Genomic DNA, 14,511 nt, shown 5'->3' with positions numbered 1-14,511 from the left:
GGATCGCCGCACGCCAGCCGGAGGGCTTCTCCTCAGCTCAGGCCGTTGCTTCCAGGCTGAGAATGCCGTAGTCGTACCCTCGGCGCCGGTACACGACGCTGGGCCGGCCGCTCTCCTTGTCATGGAACAGATAGAAGTCGTGCCCGACGAGCTCCATCTGGAAGAGAGCGTCGTCGACGGTCATCGGATCGGCGGGGTGTTCCTTCTCCCGCACGATGCGCCAGGGTTGGTTGTCGTCGTGCTCCATGAGGTCGGTCGCGACCGGCGACTCCTCGGGCTGCGGCGTCAGGCTGGGCAGATCGGTCGGCAGCTTGGCGGTGGCTTCGGCGACGGATACCGGCGCGTGCCGTCCCCGGTGCACGCGGCGACGGTCCGCGGCGCGGCGCAGGCGCCCGTCGAGCTTGTTGAAAGAGCAGTCCAGCGCGGCATAGAAGTCCTTGGCACACGCTTCGGCACGGATCACCGGCCCCCTGGTCACCACGGTGATCTCGACGCGCTGGCAGTTGTCCGACTGCCGGGGATTGCGTTCGTGGAAGAGCTCCACGTCGACCCTGATCAGCTTCTGGTCGTAGCGTTCGACCTTCGACAGCTTGTCTGCGACATGTTCCCGGTAGTGGTCGGGAACCTCTACGTTGCGGCCCTTGACGACAATGTCCACTCGTGACCTCCCCCAACGTTACGATCCTGCGGGCGCCCTGCGACGGGGTGCCGGGGGCGCCGTACTGCGACGCGGTGTGCCGGCTTCGGTGTGGCCCGGGATCACGGAGCGAACCCACGCAAATCACCGAATCGGCTTACGAGGACGCTCCTTTCCGGTGCGGCGGGCCGGGCCCCTCCTGAGGAGGCGGGCTGCCGGCTTGGCTCCGGTGGCGGGTAAGACGTGGCCGCTTACCCTCGTCACCAAGACGCTAACCTGCCGACGCCCGCCCGTCACCCCTCGTTCGGGGAACGGACCCGGTGACTTTCGGCCCTGGCGGGGGCCCGGTGGGCGCCCGGACCCGGTGCGGCGACCGGCGGGCGCGCAGACTGGTGGCCGCCACGACCGCGGCCCCGGTGACCTGCATGTCCGCCTCCCGCAGACGACCCGCCACCGCGGCCAGCGTGGCCCCGGTCGTGACGATGTCGTCGACCACTATCAGCGTGCCCCTCATCGTCGGCCCGCGTCGCGGAATCCGGATCCGGGCACCCTTGATTCGCAGCGAATTCTCAGCCGCCGCAGCGCGACCGGCTACGTCCAGTGACGCTGAGTCCGCCCGCGGAAGTGCCCGCAGCGGCTGGACGACGTCAGCATCCCAGCCGGCCGCGCGCAGCCGCCGCACGGTGTGTGCGGCGAGTCGCGCCATGTGGTCACCGTGGCGTTCCCGCGCGGCGGCCGCGGTCGACGGGACAGGGATCAGGCGCACCGGGGTCCGCGGCCCGCCGCCGCCCCGCCGGGCGGCCTCGGCGACCGCCACGGCGAGCAGCGACCCCAGCGGCCGGGCGAGCCGGTGCCGGCCCTTCTCCTTGTACGCCAGCAGCACACCCCGCACCGGCCCCGCGTACGGCCCGACAGCCGTGCAGAACGGCATCCCGGGTGGTGGTGGCACCGGAGCGGTCGGGAACGGCGTCAGGGCCTCCAGGGACGCCACGCAGCCGGCGCACACCCCGAAGCGCAGCGGCACCCGCTCGGCGCCGCAGCCGGCACAGGAGCTGGGCAGGACCAGGTCGGCCAGGTCCGCGCCCAGCCGGGACCACCGCGCCGTCGGCATGCCGCTCCGCTCAGCGCAGGAAGGTCGGCGCGGTGGGCTTGACCCCGGACGGCGGGTTCGGCACCGGGACAGCCAGGTCCGCCACCACGATCCGGACCGGGTCGGACAGCACGTCGAAGGCGTCCCCGTTGGCCACGTACGCGATCGTGTCGGAGCTGTCCGTCCCGCTGACCGGGCTCACCGGGTACGCCGTCAGGTAGCTGACGCTCTCCGTCCCGATGTCGGCGAGCCGCTCGGAGACGAAGGAGCCGTCGAGGGTCATCTCGAAGATGGCCATCCGGTTCTTGTCGACCCGGGCGCCGGCCACCGTCAGCCACGTCTCGCTGCTCCAGTCAACGGCGCTGACCTGCTTCAACGGCGCCGTGAGGACCTGCTCGGCCGACAGCATCCGCACGCCGGCCCCGCTGGTGGACAGCGCCGCGACGAAGAGCCGGCCCCGCGACACCAGCGCGACCCGCCGGCCGTCGGGCGCGACCGCCACCGTCGAGATGCCGTCGCCGGCGCCGTCGACCTTGGTCAGCGGGGCGCCGTCCGAGCTGAAGCTGTAGAGCCGGCCGGCCACCGTCAGCAGGCCGATGGCCGGCACGTCGGGCTCGGTCGACGTGATCGCCCAGACCGGCTGGCCGGTCACGCCCGTCGGCAGTTTGACCTTGGCCAGGGTGGCCTGCGCGCCGGCGGCCCCGGCGCCCACCCGCAGCTCCTCGCGGCCGGCCGTGTTGACCACCAGCGCGGCGAAGCGGCGGGGGCCGGCCCCGGCCAGCGCGGCGGCCCGGACGAGACGGTTGTCCTCCGGGCGCAGCAGCGGGACCGGATCCGAGGCGTTCGGCGAGCCTGACATCCGGCGGACCTGGCCGTTGTAGACCAGGAACCGCTCCGGCGTGGCCTCGAGCGCGTAGGCCGCGTTGCTCGTGAAGTAGTCGGTGCCGGTGTACTCGACGGTGTTCTGGCTGCCGATCCGGAGCCCGAGAGTGCGCCACTGGCCCGACCGCAGCGACCACATGAGCTGGCGCCGGAGCCGTTCCAGCGCGGCCTGGTCGTCGGGCGGCTGCACCGCCTGACCGCTGAGGTTGATCTGCAGCTTTCCGCCGCTGGGGGCCGGCACGTTGCCGTCCAGGGTGGTGTCCTCGCGCAGCGGCTGCACGGCGCCCAGGAGCCAGGGTGACGGACCGGCGATCAGCCATTTGATGATCTCGTTGGGCTGCTGCTCCGACGGCAGGTCCCGGGGCAGGTACCGCTCGTCGGGGACCAGGCCGGTGTTCTCGCGGTTCCAGAAGTAGAGCTTGCGCCGTTCGTAGAACACGTCCAGGGCGTCGTCGGAGATCAGCAGCACGTCGGGCGCCTTGGTGACGAACAGCCCGCTCTGCCCGGCCGTGCTCGACACGGTGAACCGGTATTCCTGGGCGGAGCCGTCCGCGGCCGGATCGAGAATGCCGTTGTGGTCGAGCACGCCGACCGTCTGGGCGCGCAGCCGCACATCGACGCTGCCCGGGTTGACCAGCGGGGTGTCGACGAGATGAATGACCCTGACCTCGGCGGCCGGCTTGAACGTCGAGGCCGCCGGGGACGAGAGGAACTGCTTGACGCGTTCCATCGCTGTGTTCGGGTCGCCGGCCGCCGCTTCCAGGTAGTAACGCATGAAGAGGTCGAGATCCGAGCTGGCGAGACGGTCGTGCCGGGTGGGGGTGACGTCCCCGCCGGTCGAGACCCCGGTCGACGGTCCCGGCCCGACCCGCTGGACGTCGGTGCCGTCCGGGATGCCGCAGCCCCCGGCCAGCAGCGCGGCCACCAGCGGGGCAGCGAGAAGCGTGCGCAGCCGCCGGGTCACCGGACCACCTCGGCGGCCTCGCCGGTGATCTCGCCGGCGGTCTCGCCGCCGGACGCCGCCGCGACGGCGAGCGGCACCGCGTCCACCGCGCGGTCGCGTGGGATCAGCGGCAGCGGCGCGGCGACCAGGCGATCGCCGGAGCGCACCGGCACGGTGAGCCGGAACTGCGCGCCGCCGCCGGGCTCGCCCCAGGCCTCCAGCCAGCCGCCGTGCAGCCGCGCGTCCTCGACGGAGATGGACAGACCCAGACCGGTGCCACCGGTCTGCCGGGCCCGGGACGGGTCGGCCCGCCAGAACCTGTTGAACACCAGGCGCTCCTCCCCCGGTTTGAGCCCGACGCCGTGGTCGCGCACGGTGACCGCCACGGCCGCCTCGTCGGTGGCCAGCGTGACCTCGACCGGCCGGCCCTCGCCGTGCTCGACGGCGTTGCCGACCAGGTTGCGCAGCACCCGTTCGATGCGACGCGGGTCGACCTCGGCGATGACCGGGGTCTCCGGCAGCCGCAGCTCGATGGTCACGCCGACCCGCTCGGCCAGGCCGGCCAGGCGCTCCGCGACCCGCTCGACGATCGGCACCAGGTCGGTGTGCTCGGCGTCGAGGGCGGCGAAGCCCGCGTCGAACCGGCTGATCTCCAGCAGGTCGGTGAGCAGGCTCTCGAAGCGGTCCAGCTCCGCCTGCAGCAGCTCGGCGCTGCGGGCCACCGCCGGGTCGAAGTCCTCGCGCTCGGAGAAGATCAGGTCGGCCGCCATCCGGACGGTGGTCAGCGGGGTGCGCAGCTCGTGCGACACGTCGGAGGTGAAACGGCGCTGCAGCCGGGACATCTCCTCCAGCCGGACGATCTGACGCTGCAGGTTGGCCGCCATCTGGTTGAAGGAGGCGGCCAGCAGGGCCAGGTCGTCCTCGCCGTCGACCTTCATGCGCTGATCGAGCAGGCCGGCCGAGAGCCGCTGGGCGGTGCGGGCGGCGACCCGCACCGGCGTGACGACCATCCGGGTGACCAGCCAGGCCACGATGCCCAGCAGGATGACCAGGGCCAGCCCGGTGACCAGCACCGTGGTGCGGATCTGGTTGGCCGCCCGGTCCTCGGTGGTCAGCGGCACGAGATAGTAGAGCTCGACGTGACCGAAGCTGGTCGGCACCGGGGAGCCGTACACCAGGTATTTGGTCCGGGTCCCGGCCACCTCGAGGGTGCGGATCTGCTGGGCCACCTGTTCGGACTCGGCCACCAGGCGCACCATGTCGCGGGTGATCAGCGGCTCGGTCTCGACCGCGGTCGAGGAGTCCGGCTTGATCTCGGGGATGGTGTCGGCCCGCAGGGACACGATGGCGCCGCCGCTCTCGGTGGAGTCGCCGTCGGCGAGCCGGTCGACCGTGGCGGTGATGGTCGCCGGCAGCTCCTGGTCGCGCACCTGCCGGTGGACGGAGAGCTGCTGATAGGCGTACTCCACCTTGCCCTGCATCTGCGCCTGGACCTCGTCCTCGGCGCGGTCCAGCAGGATCTGGGTGCTGCGGTCGGCGATGAACCAGCCGAAGCCGCCGACCAGCAGGCTGGAGGTCACCAGGGTCAGGGTCACCACGCGCAGGTGCAGCGAACGGCGCCAGGCGCGGCGGGCGGGTGCGGACAGCCGGAGGCCGTGGCGCACGCCGATGCGCCATTGCCGCCGCACCACCCTCAGGGTGCGGCGGATGGGCATCGGTAGCCAGGCGGGAGCATGCATCTCGGGGGCAAGGTTAGCCCCTGGGAGCTCTTAACCCGTGCCCGCCTTGTATCCGACACCGCGCACCGTAAGGATGATCTCCGGGCGCTCCGGGTCCGGCTCGATCTTTGCGCGCAGCCGCTGGACGTGCACGTTGACCAGCCGGGTGTCGGCCGCGTGCCGGTAACCCCACACCTGCTCGAGCAGCACCTCACGGGTGAAGACCTGGCGTGGCTTGCGGGCCAGGGCGACCAGCAGGTCGAACTCGAGCGGCGTCAGCTTCACCTCCTCGCCGTCGCGGGAGACGGTGTGCGCGGGCACGTCGATGGTGATCTGATTGCCGGGCGGCCCGATGGTGAGCATCTCGGGCGCGGCGTCCTCGCCCCGGCGCAGCCGGGCGCGCATCCGTGCGACCAGCTCCTTGGGCTTGAACGGCTTGACCACGTAGTCGTCGGCGCCGGACTCGAGGCCGAGCACCACGTCGACCGTGTCGCTCTTGGCGGTCAGCATGACGATCGGGATGCCGGACTCGGTGCGGATCGCCCGCGCCACGTCGATCCCGCTCATGCCGGGCAGCATCAGGTCGAGCAGGACGATGTCGGGCCGGCTCTCCCGGAACGCCGCCAGTGCGCGCTCGCCGTCGGCGACGAAGGAGGGCAGGAAACCTTCGCTGCGCAGGACGATGCCGAGCATCTCGGCCAGCGCTGGGTCGTCATCGACGACGAGTACCCGGGCTCTCATGCGATCCAATATTGCACTGTCCCCTTCAGGCCCGTGTGACCGCCCGGCGATCATGCGCCGGCGGTGCTGCTGATCATGGCCCGCCGGCGCCCGAAAATCCAGGCTATGAGAAGAGCGCCCGGCCCCAGAAGTCCGCCGGCCCGGTCACGCCCGGCGGGCAGGCGAACAGCGCCTGGGAGACCGGCTTGAGGTACTCGTTCATCTCGTCCGACCGCGACAGGTTGCGCTGGATCGGCACGAACTGCTTGCGCGGATCACGCTGGTACGCGATGAAGAACAGCCCCGCGTCGAGCCGCCCCAGCCCGTCCGAGCCGTCCACGAAGTTGTAGCCGCGGCGCAGCAGCCGGGCGCCGCCGTTCGTGCTCGGGTGGGCCAGCCGGACGTGCGAGTTCACGGGCAGCACCGGCTCGCCGTCGGCGCCGCGGGCGTGGAGATCGGGCTCCTCGAACTCGCCGGTCTTGCCCAGCGGCGCCCCGGAGCCCTTGCGCCGGCCGACGATCATCTCCTGCTCGGCCAGCGAGGAGCGGTCCCAGGTCTCGACGATCATCCGGATCTTGCGGCTCACCAGGTACGACCCGCCGGTCATCCAGTCGGGCCCGTCGCCCGGCTGCACCCACAGGTGGTCGCGCAGCAGCTCCGTCTCCTCGAGCTTGAGGTTGGCGGTGCCGTCCTTGAAACCGAACAGGTTGCGCGGGGTCGCCTGCGTCGTGGACGTCGACGACGTACGCCCGAAGCCCAGCTGCGACCAGCGCACGCTGACCACGCCCATGCCGATCCGGGCCAGGTTGCGGATCGCGTGCACGGCCACCTGCGGGTCGTTGGCGCACGCCTGCACGCACAGGTCGCCGCCGGAGATGCTGTCGTCCAGCCGGTCGCCCGCGAAGTGCGGCAGGTCGGCCAGCGCCTCGGGCCGCTTCGCGGCGATGCCGAAGCGGTCCTTGCCGGTGGCGTCGCGGAACAGCGTGGGGCCGAAGCCGACCGTGATGGTCAGGGCCGAGGGCGGCAGCCCGAGCGCCTCGCCGGTGTCGTCCGGCGGCGCCTCGGGGATGCCGCCGACCGCGCCGATCTCGCCGGCGTCGCGCCCGGCGGTCATCCGGGCCGCGGCTTCGGTCCAGTCCTTGAGCATGCTGACGAGGCGGTCGCGGTCCTTGGTGATGACGTCGAACGCGACGAAGTGCAGCCGGTCCTGGGCGGGGGTGACGATGCCGGCCTGGTGCTCGCCGGTGAAGGCGACCGCACCCTCGGCCGGGTGCGACTCGTCGGCGGACGCGCCCTTGACCAAGGCCCCGCCGACGGCGGCGGCGCCGGCCACCCCGGCCACGCCGACGCCGGCGAGCGCGATGGCCCGCCGGCGCGAAACGATGCTGTCCGACATCGAAGGGTCTCCCTACTTCTTCGAGACGACCGCGGCAACCTTGCTGATCGGCTCGGCGAGCGCGTTGATCGCGTCGGAGAGGCCCTTCAGGTCGGCCTTGCTGAGGGTGTTGTGCAGCTTCCAGCCGTCGCCGTCGCGGTGCTCGGCCAGCGCGGTGTCCACGTTGGCGAACTCCGTGTCGAGCGTCTTGACCAGTGCGGGGTCACGCTCGGAGAGGACCGGGCGCAGCGACGCGATGGCGGCCTTGGACCCCTCGACGTTGGCGTTGAAGTCCCACAGGTCGGTGTGCGAGTAGCGGTCCTCCTCGCCGGTGATCTTGCCGGTGGCCACCTCGTCCAGCAGGCCCTTGGCGCCGTTGGCCAGCTGCAGCGGGGAGAGCTTCTCGGCGTTGGCCTTGGCCACGATCTCCTTGACGTCGACCAGCAGCTGGTCGGCGATCGGGCCGTCCTTGGAGACGTCGGGCTTGGCCGCCCACAGGTCCTTCTCGAGGCGGTGGAAGCCGGTGAACTCCATGCCCTCCTCGATGACCTCCTCGCGACCGTCGATCTTGGGGTCGAGGTCGCCGAAGATCTCCGCCACCGGCTCGATGCGCTCCCAGTACGTCCGGGTCACCGGGAACAGCGCCTTGGCCTTGTCGACCTCGCCGGCCTTGACCGCGGCCACGAACTCCTCGGTCTTGGGCAGCAGCGCGGCGGTCTGGCTCTTGACGTAGCGCGAGTAGCTGGCGGTGGCGTCGGCGAGCTTGGCGTCGTCGGTCAGCGGGGCCGAGGAGCCGGAGACGGTCAGCGCGGTCCGGATGCCCTTGCCGCTCATGCCGGGCTTGCAGGCGGTCTCGTACGAGCCGGCCGGCAGCTCCACGTGCAGCTCGCGGGTCAGCCCGGGAGCGATGTTCTCCACCTCGCCCATGACCCGGTCACCGGGGGCGTACACGTAGAACTCGGTGACCTTGTTGCCGCCGTTGGTGATGGTGAAGACGCTGGTGCCGGCGTCGGCCTGGGTCCGGGCGACCTCGCAGGCCGTGTCGGAGGCCTTGACGGTGATCGGCCCGCCCGTGGCACCGGCGGCGGTGTCGTCGGCCTTGTCTCCGCCGCACGCGGCCAGAGCGCTGCCGAGGACGCCGACCGCGGCGAGCGCGAGGATTCGGGTGGTACGCATGGACGGGGCTCCTACTGCTGCGGCGCGGGCGCCGGGGTGGGTTCCGGGGTGACGACCGGCGCCTTCTTGCGCGCCGGCCGGAGGAAGAGCACGAGCACGGGGATGCCGTACGCGGCCCAGGCGATCGTCTCGAGCACCGACGCGGTCGGGGTGATGTTGAACATGCCGGTCAGCAGGGCGGTGTACCAGGCCGAGGGGTCGAGGACACCGCTGATGTCGTACGCCAGGTTGTTGAGGCCGGGCAGGGCGTTGGCCTCCTGGAAGTCGTGCACGCCGTACTTGAGGATGCCGGCGGCGACCAGGATGAGCAGGCCGCCTGTCCAGGAGAAGAAGACCGAGAGATTGATCCGCACCGCGGTCGCGTACATCAGGTAGCCGATGATCACCGCGGACGCGATGCCGATCAGCAGCGCGTAGAGCGGGCGGCTGTTGTCGGCGGCGCCCTGCACGGCGGAGTAGAAGATCAGCGAGGTCTCGAGGCCTTCGCGGACGACGGCGAGGAAGGCCATCACGGCCACCGCGATCGAGCCGACCTCCAGCGCGTCCTGGAGCTTGCCGCGCAGCTCACCGGCGATCGAGCGGGCGGCCTTGCGCATCCAGAAGATCATCCAGGTCACGAAGACCACGGCCAGGACCGAGGTGATCGCCTCGAACAGCTCGCGGTGCTCGTACTTCTGCAGCAGGGTGGTCGAGGTGTAGCTGAGCAGCCAGCCGAAGAAGACGGACAGTGCCACGGCGAGCCCGACGCCGGACCAGACCTGCACGAGGCGGTCCTTGCGGTCGGACTTCACCAGGAACGCGATGAGGATGCTGACCACCAGGGTGGCTTCCAACCCCTCACGCAGGCCGATGAGGTAGGTGGCGAGCATGGCACTCCGTCGCTAAGGCATCCCTAAGTAAGGCTCGGCATACCTTAGTCACGGGCGAACCACATCCGTCAAGCTGAGCCGCTATCGAGCCGGTCACACGTCAGGGCGGCCCTCCTCCGGGGAGAACCGCCCTGCTCGGGAGATCAGCGGTCGAAACGGCCCGCGCGGACGGCGCCGAGGAAGTCGGCCCAGGGCCGGGTCCCGAACTCCAGGACCGGGCCGGCGACGTCCTTGGAGTCCCGGACGAACACCGCGGCGGCGGCCGTGGCGATCTCCACACAGTGCCCGGCGGCGGCGCTACGGGTGCTCTTTCGCCAGGTCAAGCCTTGGTTCTGCAATGTCATGCCCTTCCGCGGATGGATACTCGCCTCGGGTAACGCCCATCGGCTACCGCAGGCCATCCCCCGTACGAGCGATCAGATCCCGAGTCTCGTCCACGGTCAGGGCCCGCCGCCGGAGATCGGCGAAAGCCTCCCGGTAGACCCGCACGTGCGAGTGTTTCGTGCGCAACTGACCGCCGACCAGGTCCTCGCTGTGCACGACCGGCGCCCGTTCGGAGTCGCCGAATTCGAAGATGACGAACGTCTCACCCAGCGCGGCGTGCGCTCCCGCGGCGAACGGGAGCACGTGCAGCTCGACGCCGGGCCGCTGGCTGGCGTCGTGGAGGCGCTGCAACTGTCGGCGCAGCACGTCACGGCCGCCGACCTCACGGCGCAGGGCCGACTCGTCGAGGACCACGCAGAGCCGCGGTGGCGGGTCGCGGGTGAGCACGCTCTGCCGGGCCATGCGCAGGGCGGTCCGCTGCTGCACGGTCTCCGGGTCGTGCAGGTCGGCACCCACCTCGATGACCGCGTGCGCGTACTCGTCGGTCTGCAGCAGGCCCGGCACCACCTGCGCCTCCCACTCGCAGATGACGGCGGCCTCGGCCTCGAACGCCACGTACTCGTCGTAGGGCTCGGCGACCGACGAGCGGTAGGGCGCCCACCAGACCCGGGCCCGTCCGCGCCGGGCCAGGTCCCGCAGGCGGGACTGCTCACCCGGCGTACCCGCGTAGAGCCGGAGCAGCCGGTCGAGGTCCGCCTCGCTGATCCCGGTCCGGGCCGTCTCGATCCGGCTCAGTTTGGACTCGGACCAGCCGAGCCGGGCCGCCACCTCGGCACCCCGGCGCTCGCCGCGCAGCCGGCGCAGCTCGCCGCCGAGCTCCCGGCGTGCGGCCATCGATGTCGGCCTCGCCACGGGACCCACCGTACCGGTGACTTACTGCAACTTGCACGACACTTTCTGCACTTGCAGGTGAGCCCGAACCGTGTGGTAATGGGAGTGGAAGGCAGACTTTGGTGCGGGTCGCCGGGCGGGAGGCAGCGCACCAGGCCGCGGGTTGCTGCGGCCACCTGCGGGCCGCCTGCGGGGGTGGCCGGCAGACAGGGAAGCGGACCGGTGGCGGCAACCGCCGGTTCGCTTTTCCACGCCGCGGCCCGACCCCTCAGTAGCGGTAGTGGTCGGGCTTGTACGGGCCCTCGACCGCAACCCCCAGATACGACGCCTGCTCCTTGGTCAGCTCGGTGAGCTTGACCCCGAGCGCGCCCAGGTGCAGCCGGGCGACCTTCTCGTCCAGGTGCTTGGGCAGCACGTAGACGCCGACCGGGTATTCCTCGGTCTTGGTGAACAGCTCGATCTGGGCGATCGTCTGGTTCGAGAAGCTGTTGCTCATCACGAACGACGGGTGCCCGGTCGCGTTGCCCAGGTTCAGCAGGCGGCCCTCGGAGAGCACGATCACCGAGTGCCCGTCGGCGAACCTCCACTCGTCGACCTGCGGCTTGACATTGATCCGCTGCACGTTCGGGCGCCGGGCCAGGCCGGCCATGTCGATCTCGTTGTCGAAGTGCCCGATGTTGCCGACGATGGCCTGGTGCTTCATCCGGGCCATGTGCTCGCTGGTGATCACGTTGAAGCAGCCGGTCGCGGTGATGAAGATGTCGGCCGTCTCGACCACGTCGTCCACGGTGGCGACCTGGTAGCCGTCCATGGCGGCCTGCAGCGCGCAGATCGGGTCGACCTCGGTGACGATGACCCGGGCGCCCTGGCCGCGCAGCGACTCGGCGCAGCCCTTGCCGACGTCGCCGTAGCCGAAGACCACCGCCACCTTGCCGCCGATCAGCACGTCGGTGGCCCGGTTGATGCCGTCGATCAGCGAGTGCCGGCAGCCGTACTTGTTGTCGAACTTGCTCTTGGTGACCGAGTCGTTGACGTTGATCGCCGGGAACAGCAGCGTGCCCTGCTGCTGCATCTCGTACAGGCGGTGCACGCCGGTGGTGGTCTCCTCGGTGACGCCCTTGATGCCGGCGGCGATCCGGGTCCAGCGCCGGTCGTCCTCGCGCAGCGACCGGGCGAGCACGCCGAGGATCACCGCGTACTCCTCCGAGTCGGCGGTGTCCGCGGCCGGGACCGAGCCGAGTTTCTCGAACTCGGCGCCCTTGTGCACCAGCAGGGTGGCGTCACCGCCGTCGTCGAGGATCATGTTGGGGCCCTCGCCGCCGGGCCAGCGCAGCACCTGCTCGGTGCACCACCAGTACTCCTCCAGCGTCTCGCCCTTCCAGGCGTAGACGGGCACGCCGGCCGGGGCCTCGGGGGTGCCGTCCGGGCCGACGACGATCGCGGCGGCGGCGTGGTCCTGGGTGGAGAAGATGTTGCAGGAGGCCCAGCGGACCCGGGCGCCCAGCGCGGTCAGCGTCTCGATGAGGACCGCGGTCTGGATCGTCATGTGCAGCGAACCGGTCACCCGCGCACCGCGCAGCGGCTGACTCGGGCCGTACTCCTCGCGCAGCGACATCAGGCCGGGCATCTCGTGCTCGGCCAGCTCGATCTCCTTGCGACCGAACGCGGCGAGCGAGAGATCCGCGACCTTGAAGTCGCCCTCGGCGACGATCATCCGGGCTCCTCCAGAGACGGGGGGTCAAGGCAGCCGTCAACTTTACGCCGACGGCCAGTTCTTTTCCGGTACGCGCACAGAGTCGACAACCGCAACACCGGGCCCCGACCGGCACCCCGGCCCCGCGGGCGTGGCGTCGCGCCCCGTCACCCGGCCGCCGGGAGGATCGTCCGGTAGGACCCCCGCCCGCGGGTTCCGGACAGCGAACGGGGCGACGGATCCGAAGATCCGCCGCCCCGTTCATCCCCCCGGTTTGGTACCGCGCGCGTCCGTGGGACCCCCCGATCACCAATGACGCTGCGTGTTTATAGATTCACACTCCGCACACGCCATGTCAAGCAAATCGCCAAATTTCGGGTCGAATCCTCAAGTTATGGCTTGCACGGCGGGTGACGGGGGTCATCGAGGCGGTCCTGGAGCAGCTGTCCCGGCCACGCGGGGGCGTTCTCCCGGGCAACCTCGAACAGCGTGACCCGCTGGAAGCCCTGAAGTTCGTAGTAGCGGATCAGCGCCTGGTCGTCACCGGCATAGCAGTCGACCCGCACCAGGACCGCCCCGCGCGCCCGGCCCAGCTGCCGGGCGTGGTCCAGCAGCCGTCCGCCGACGTTGTGACCGGGGTGGTCGCGATCGGTGACCAGGAGGTTCACGTACAGCTCGGGCTCGGGAGCCGGCGGAACGTAGGCGGGCGTCGTGCCCACGGTCAGCGCGCCCACCGGCCGGCCGTCGAGGTACGCCAGGAACAGATTGCCGGCCCGGGCCGCGTCGCCGGTCGAGGCGTGCAGCTGAGGCCGGGCGGACAGCGGTTCGGTGCCCCACTGCCCGGGCCGGCCCCGCGCCACCAGCCAGCGGACCGCCTTGTCGAGCAACCCGAGCACGATCGGCACGTCCTCGACAGCGCCCGGGCGGATGTCGATGATCTCAGCACTGGCCATGCGAGAAATCCTCGCAGAGCTCGAGGGCGGTCAGGAGGCGACGGCCGCCACGAAGACCTCGCCGACGCCGGCCACCGTGGCCGGGCCCGTCTCGGCCGGGACGTAGGCCGCCGTCCCCGGCGTCACCTCGACCGGCGTGCCGTCGACTGCCTCGGCCACGAACACGTCGCCGCGGACGCCCAGGACTATGCGCGGGCCCTCCCCCGGCAGCCGCAGCGGCGGGCCGGCCGGCGTGAGCTCGAGGCGGTAGAGCGCGAACTCACGCACCGGCACCGGCCACGTCTGCACGCCCGGCGCGATCTGCGTCGCCGGCAGGATCGGCTCGGCCAGGACCTCGAAGCGCAGCACCCGCAGCAGCTCGTCGACGTCCACCCGCTTCGGGGTCAGCCCGCCGCGCAGGACGTTGTCGCTGGCCGCCATGATCTCGACACCCGTGCCGCTCAGGTAGGCGTGCAGATTGCCGGCCGGCATGTAGATCGCCTCGCCCGGCGCCAGGCGGACCTGGTTGAGCAGCAGGGCGACCAGCACCCCCGGGTCCTCCGGGTAGCGGCCGGCCAGGTCGCGCGCGAGGGCATAGCTCTGGGCGTACTCGCCGTCGGCCCGGGCCGCCGTGAGCACGTCCCCGATCAGGGCCGTACGGTCCTCCGCCGGCCAGGACAGCAGCTCCTGGACGGCGTCGCGCAGCCCGGCCGGACCGGCCCGCAGGGCGGCGATCACCGGGGCCAGGCGCGGGATGTGCAGACCCTCCAGCACCGCCGCGGACACGTCCGGGGCTCGGAAGCCACAGAGCGCGTCGAACGGCGTGAGCGCGACCAGCATTTCCGGCTTGTGGTGCGCGTCGGTGTAGTTGCGCACCGCCTGCGGGTCGGCCTCCTGGGCCGCGTACGCCTGCTTGGCGTACTCCGCGTCCGGGTGGGCCTGCAGCGACAGCGGCGCCTCGGCGGCCAGCACCTTCATCAGGTACGGCAGCCGGGCCCCGAACTCGTCGACGACCTCGGCGCCCAGCTGACCCTTCGGGTCGTCGCCGATCAGCGCGTCCAGGCCGACCGGGCCGTCCGGCCCGGTCACCGTGGACGGGTCACCCGGATGGGCGCCCAGCCACAGCTCCGCCTCGGGAGCGTCGGTGGGCGCCGGCCGGCCCTGCAGCTCGGCCAGCGCGCTCCGCGAGCCCCAGGCGTACGGCCGGATGACCCCGCGCAGGGGGAGAACAGCAGCCACAGCCGCCCCGTTTCGTGAAGAG

Annotated in this window: 13 protein-coding genes; all 13 read right to left on the bottom strand. The window is 71.4% G+C overall.

What is annotated here, in order from left to right:
- Window positions 1–37: 37 nt before the first annotated feature.
- The 13 genes from hpf to manA all read right to left on the bottom strand — a co-directional run bounded on the left by hpf (window position 38) and on the right by manA (window position 14,489).
- Window positions 38–658 carry a ribosome hibernation-promoting factor, HPF/YfiA family gene (hpf, locus tag ACWEOZ_RS34800; protein ID WP_451914920.1) on the bottom strand — a complete coding sequence of 207 codons (621 nt, stop codon included), beginning with the start codon at window positions 656–658 and terminating at the stop codon, window positions 38–40.
- A gap of 250 nt (window positions 659–908) precedes the next feature.
- A complete protein-coding gene (locus tag ACWEOZ_RS34795) occupies window positions 909–1,748 on the bottom strand; it encodes a ComF family protein (protein ID WP_451914919.1) in 840 nt (279 codons plus the stop codon).
- Window positions 1,749–1,758: 10 nt separating this feature from the next.
- Window positions 1,759–3,573 (bottom strand): LpqB family beta-propeller domain-containing protein, encoded by a 1,815-nt coding sequence (locus ACWEOZ_RS34790; protein ID WP_451914918.1) that lies wholly within the window; start codon window positions 3,571–3,573, stop codon window positions 1,759–1,761.
- Entirely contained in the window at window positions 3,570–5,267 is a 1,698-nt protein-coding gene (gene mtrB, locus ACWEOZ_RS34785; RefSeq protein WP_451914917.1) for an MtrAB system histidine kinase MtrB, read from the bottom strand. Before mtrB ends, ACWEOZ_RS34790 begins: the two co-directional genes overlap by 4 nt.
- Before the next feature lie 54 nt (window positions 5,268–5,321).
- The gene (gene mtrA / locus ACWEOZ_RS34780) at window positions 5,322–6,011 is read right to left on the bottom strand and encodes an MtrAB system response regulator MtrA (RefSeq protein ID WP_023358973.1); all 690 of its coding nucleotides are present in this window, start codon (window positions 6,009–6,011) and stop codon (window positions 5,322–5,324) included.
- A gap of 103 nt (window positions 6,012–6,114) precedes the next feature.
- A complete protein-coding gene (gene efeB, locus ACWEOZ_RS34775; RefSeq protein ID WP_451914916.1) occupies window positions 6,115–7,386 on the bottom strand; it encodes an iron uptake transporter deferrochelatase/peroxidase subunit in 1,272 nt (423 codons plus the stop codon).
- A 12-nt stretch (window positions 7,387–7,398) separates the two neighbouring features.
- Window positions 7,399–8,541 (bottom strand): iron uptake system protein EfeO, encoded by a 1,143-nt coding sequence (gene efeO / locus ACWEOZ_RS34770; RefSeq protein WP_451914915.1) that lies wholly within the window; start codon window positions 8,539–8,541, stop codon window positions 7,399–7,401.
- Window positions 8,542–8,552: 11 nt separating this feature from the next.
- On the bottom strand, window positions 8,553–9,410 hold the full coding sequence (efeU, locus tag ACWEOZ_RS34765; RefSeq protein ID WP_451914914.1) for an iron uptake transporter permease EfeU: 858 nt from the start codon (window positions 9,408–9,410) through the stop codon (window positions 8,553–8,555).
- A 143-nt stretch (window positions 9,411–9,553) separates the two neighbouring features.
- Window positions 9,554–9,754, bottom strand: a complete 201-nt coding sequence (locus ACWEOZ_RS34760; protein WP_451914913.1) for a DUF397 domain-containing protein — start codon at window positions 9,752–9,754, stop codon at window positions 9,554–9,556.
- Window positions 9,755–9,797: 43 nt separating this feature from the next.
- The gene (locus tag ACWEOZ_RS34755) at window positions 9,798–10,646 is read right to left on the bottom strand and encodes a helix-turn-helix domain-containing protein (protein WP_451914912.1); all 849 of its coding nucleotides are present in this window, start codon (window positions 10,644–10,646) and stop codon (window positions 9,798–9,800) included.
- Between the two features lie 247 nt (window positions 10,647–10,893).
- Window positions 10,894–12,339 (bottom strand): adenosylhomocysteinase, encoded by a 1,446-nt coding sequence (gene ahcY, locus ACWEOZ_RS34750; protein WP_451914911.1) that lies wholly within the window; start codon window positions 12,337–12,339, stop codon window positions 10,894–10,896.
- Window positions 12,340–12,710: 371 nt separating this feature from the next.
- Window positions 12,711–13,271 (bottom strand): GNAT family N-acetyltransferase, encoded by a 561-nt coding sequence (locus ACWEOZ_RS34745; protein WP_451914910.1) that lies wholly within the window; start codon window positions 13,269–13,271, stop codon window positions 12,711–12,713.
- A gap of 30 nt (window positions 13,272–13,301) precedes the next feature.
- Window positions 13,302–14,489 carry a mannose-6-phosphate isomerase, class I gene (gene manA, locus ACWEOZ_RS34740; RefSeq protein WP_451914909.1) on the bottom strand — a complete coding sequence of 396 codons (1,188 nt, stop codon included), beginning with the start codon at window positions 14,487–14,489 and terminating at the stop codon, window positions 13,302–13,304.
- Between the last annotated feature and the right edge of the window lie 22 nt (window positions 14,490–14,511).

The organism is Actinoplanes sp. NPDC004185 (genome assembly GCF_053603475.1).
The sequence above is the reverse complement of the archived record's forward strand: the minus strand, read 5'-3'. Positions and strand labels throughout refer to the sequence as shown.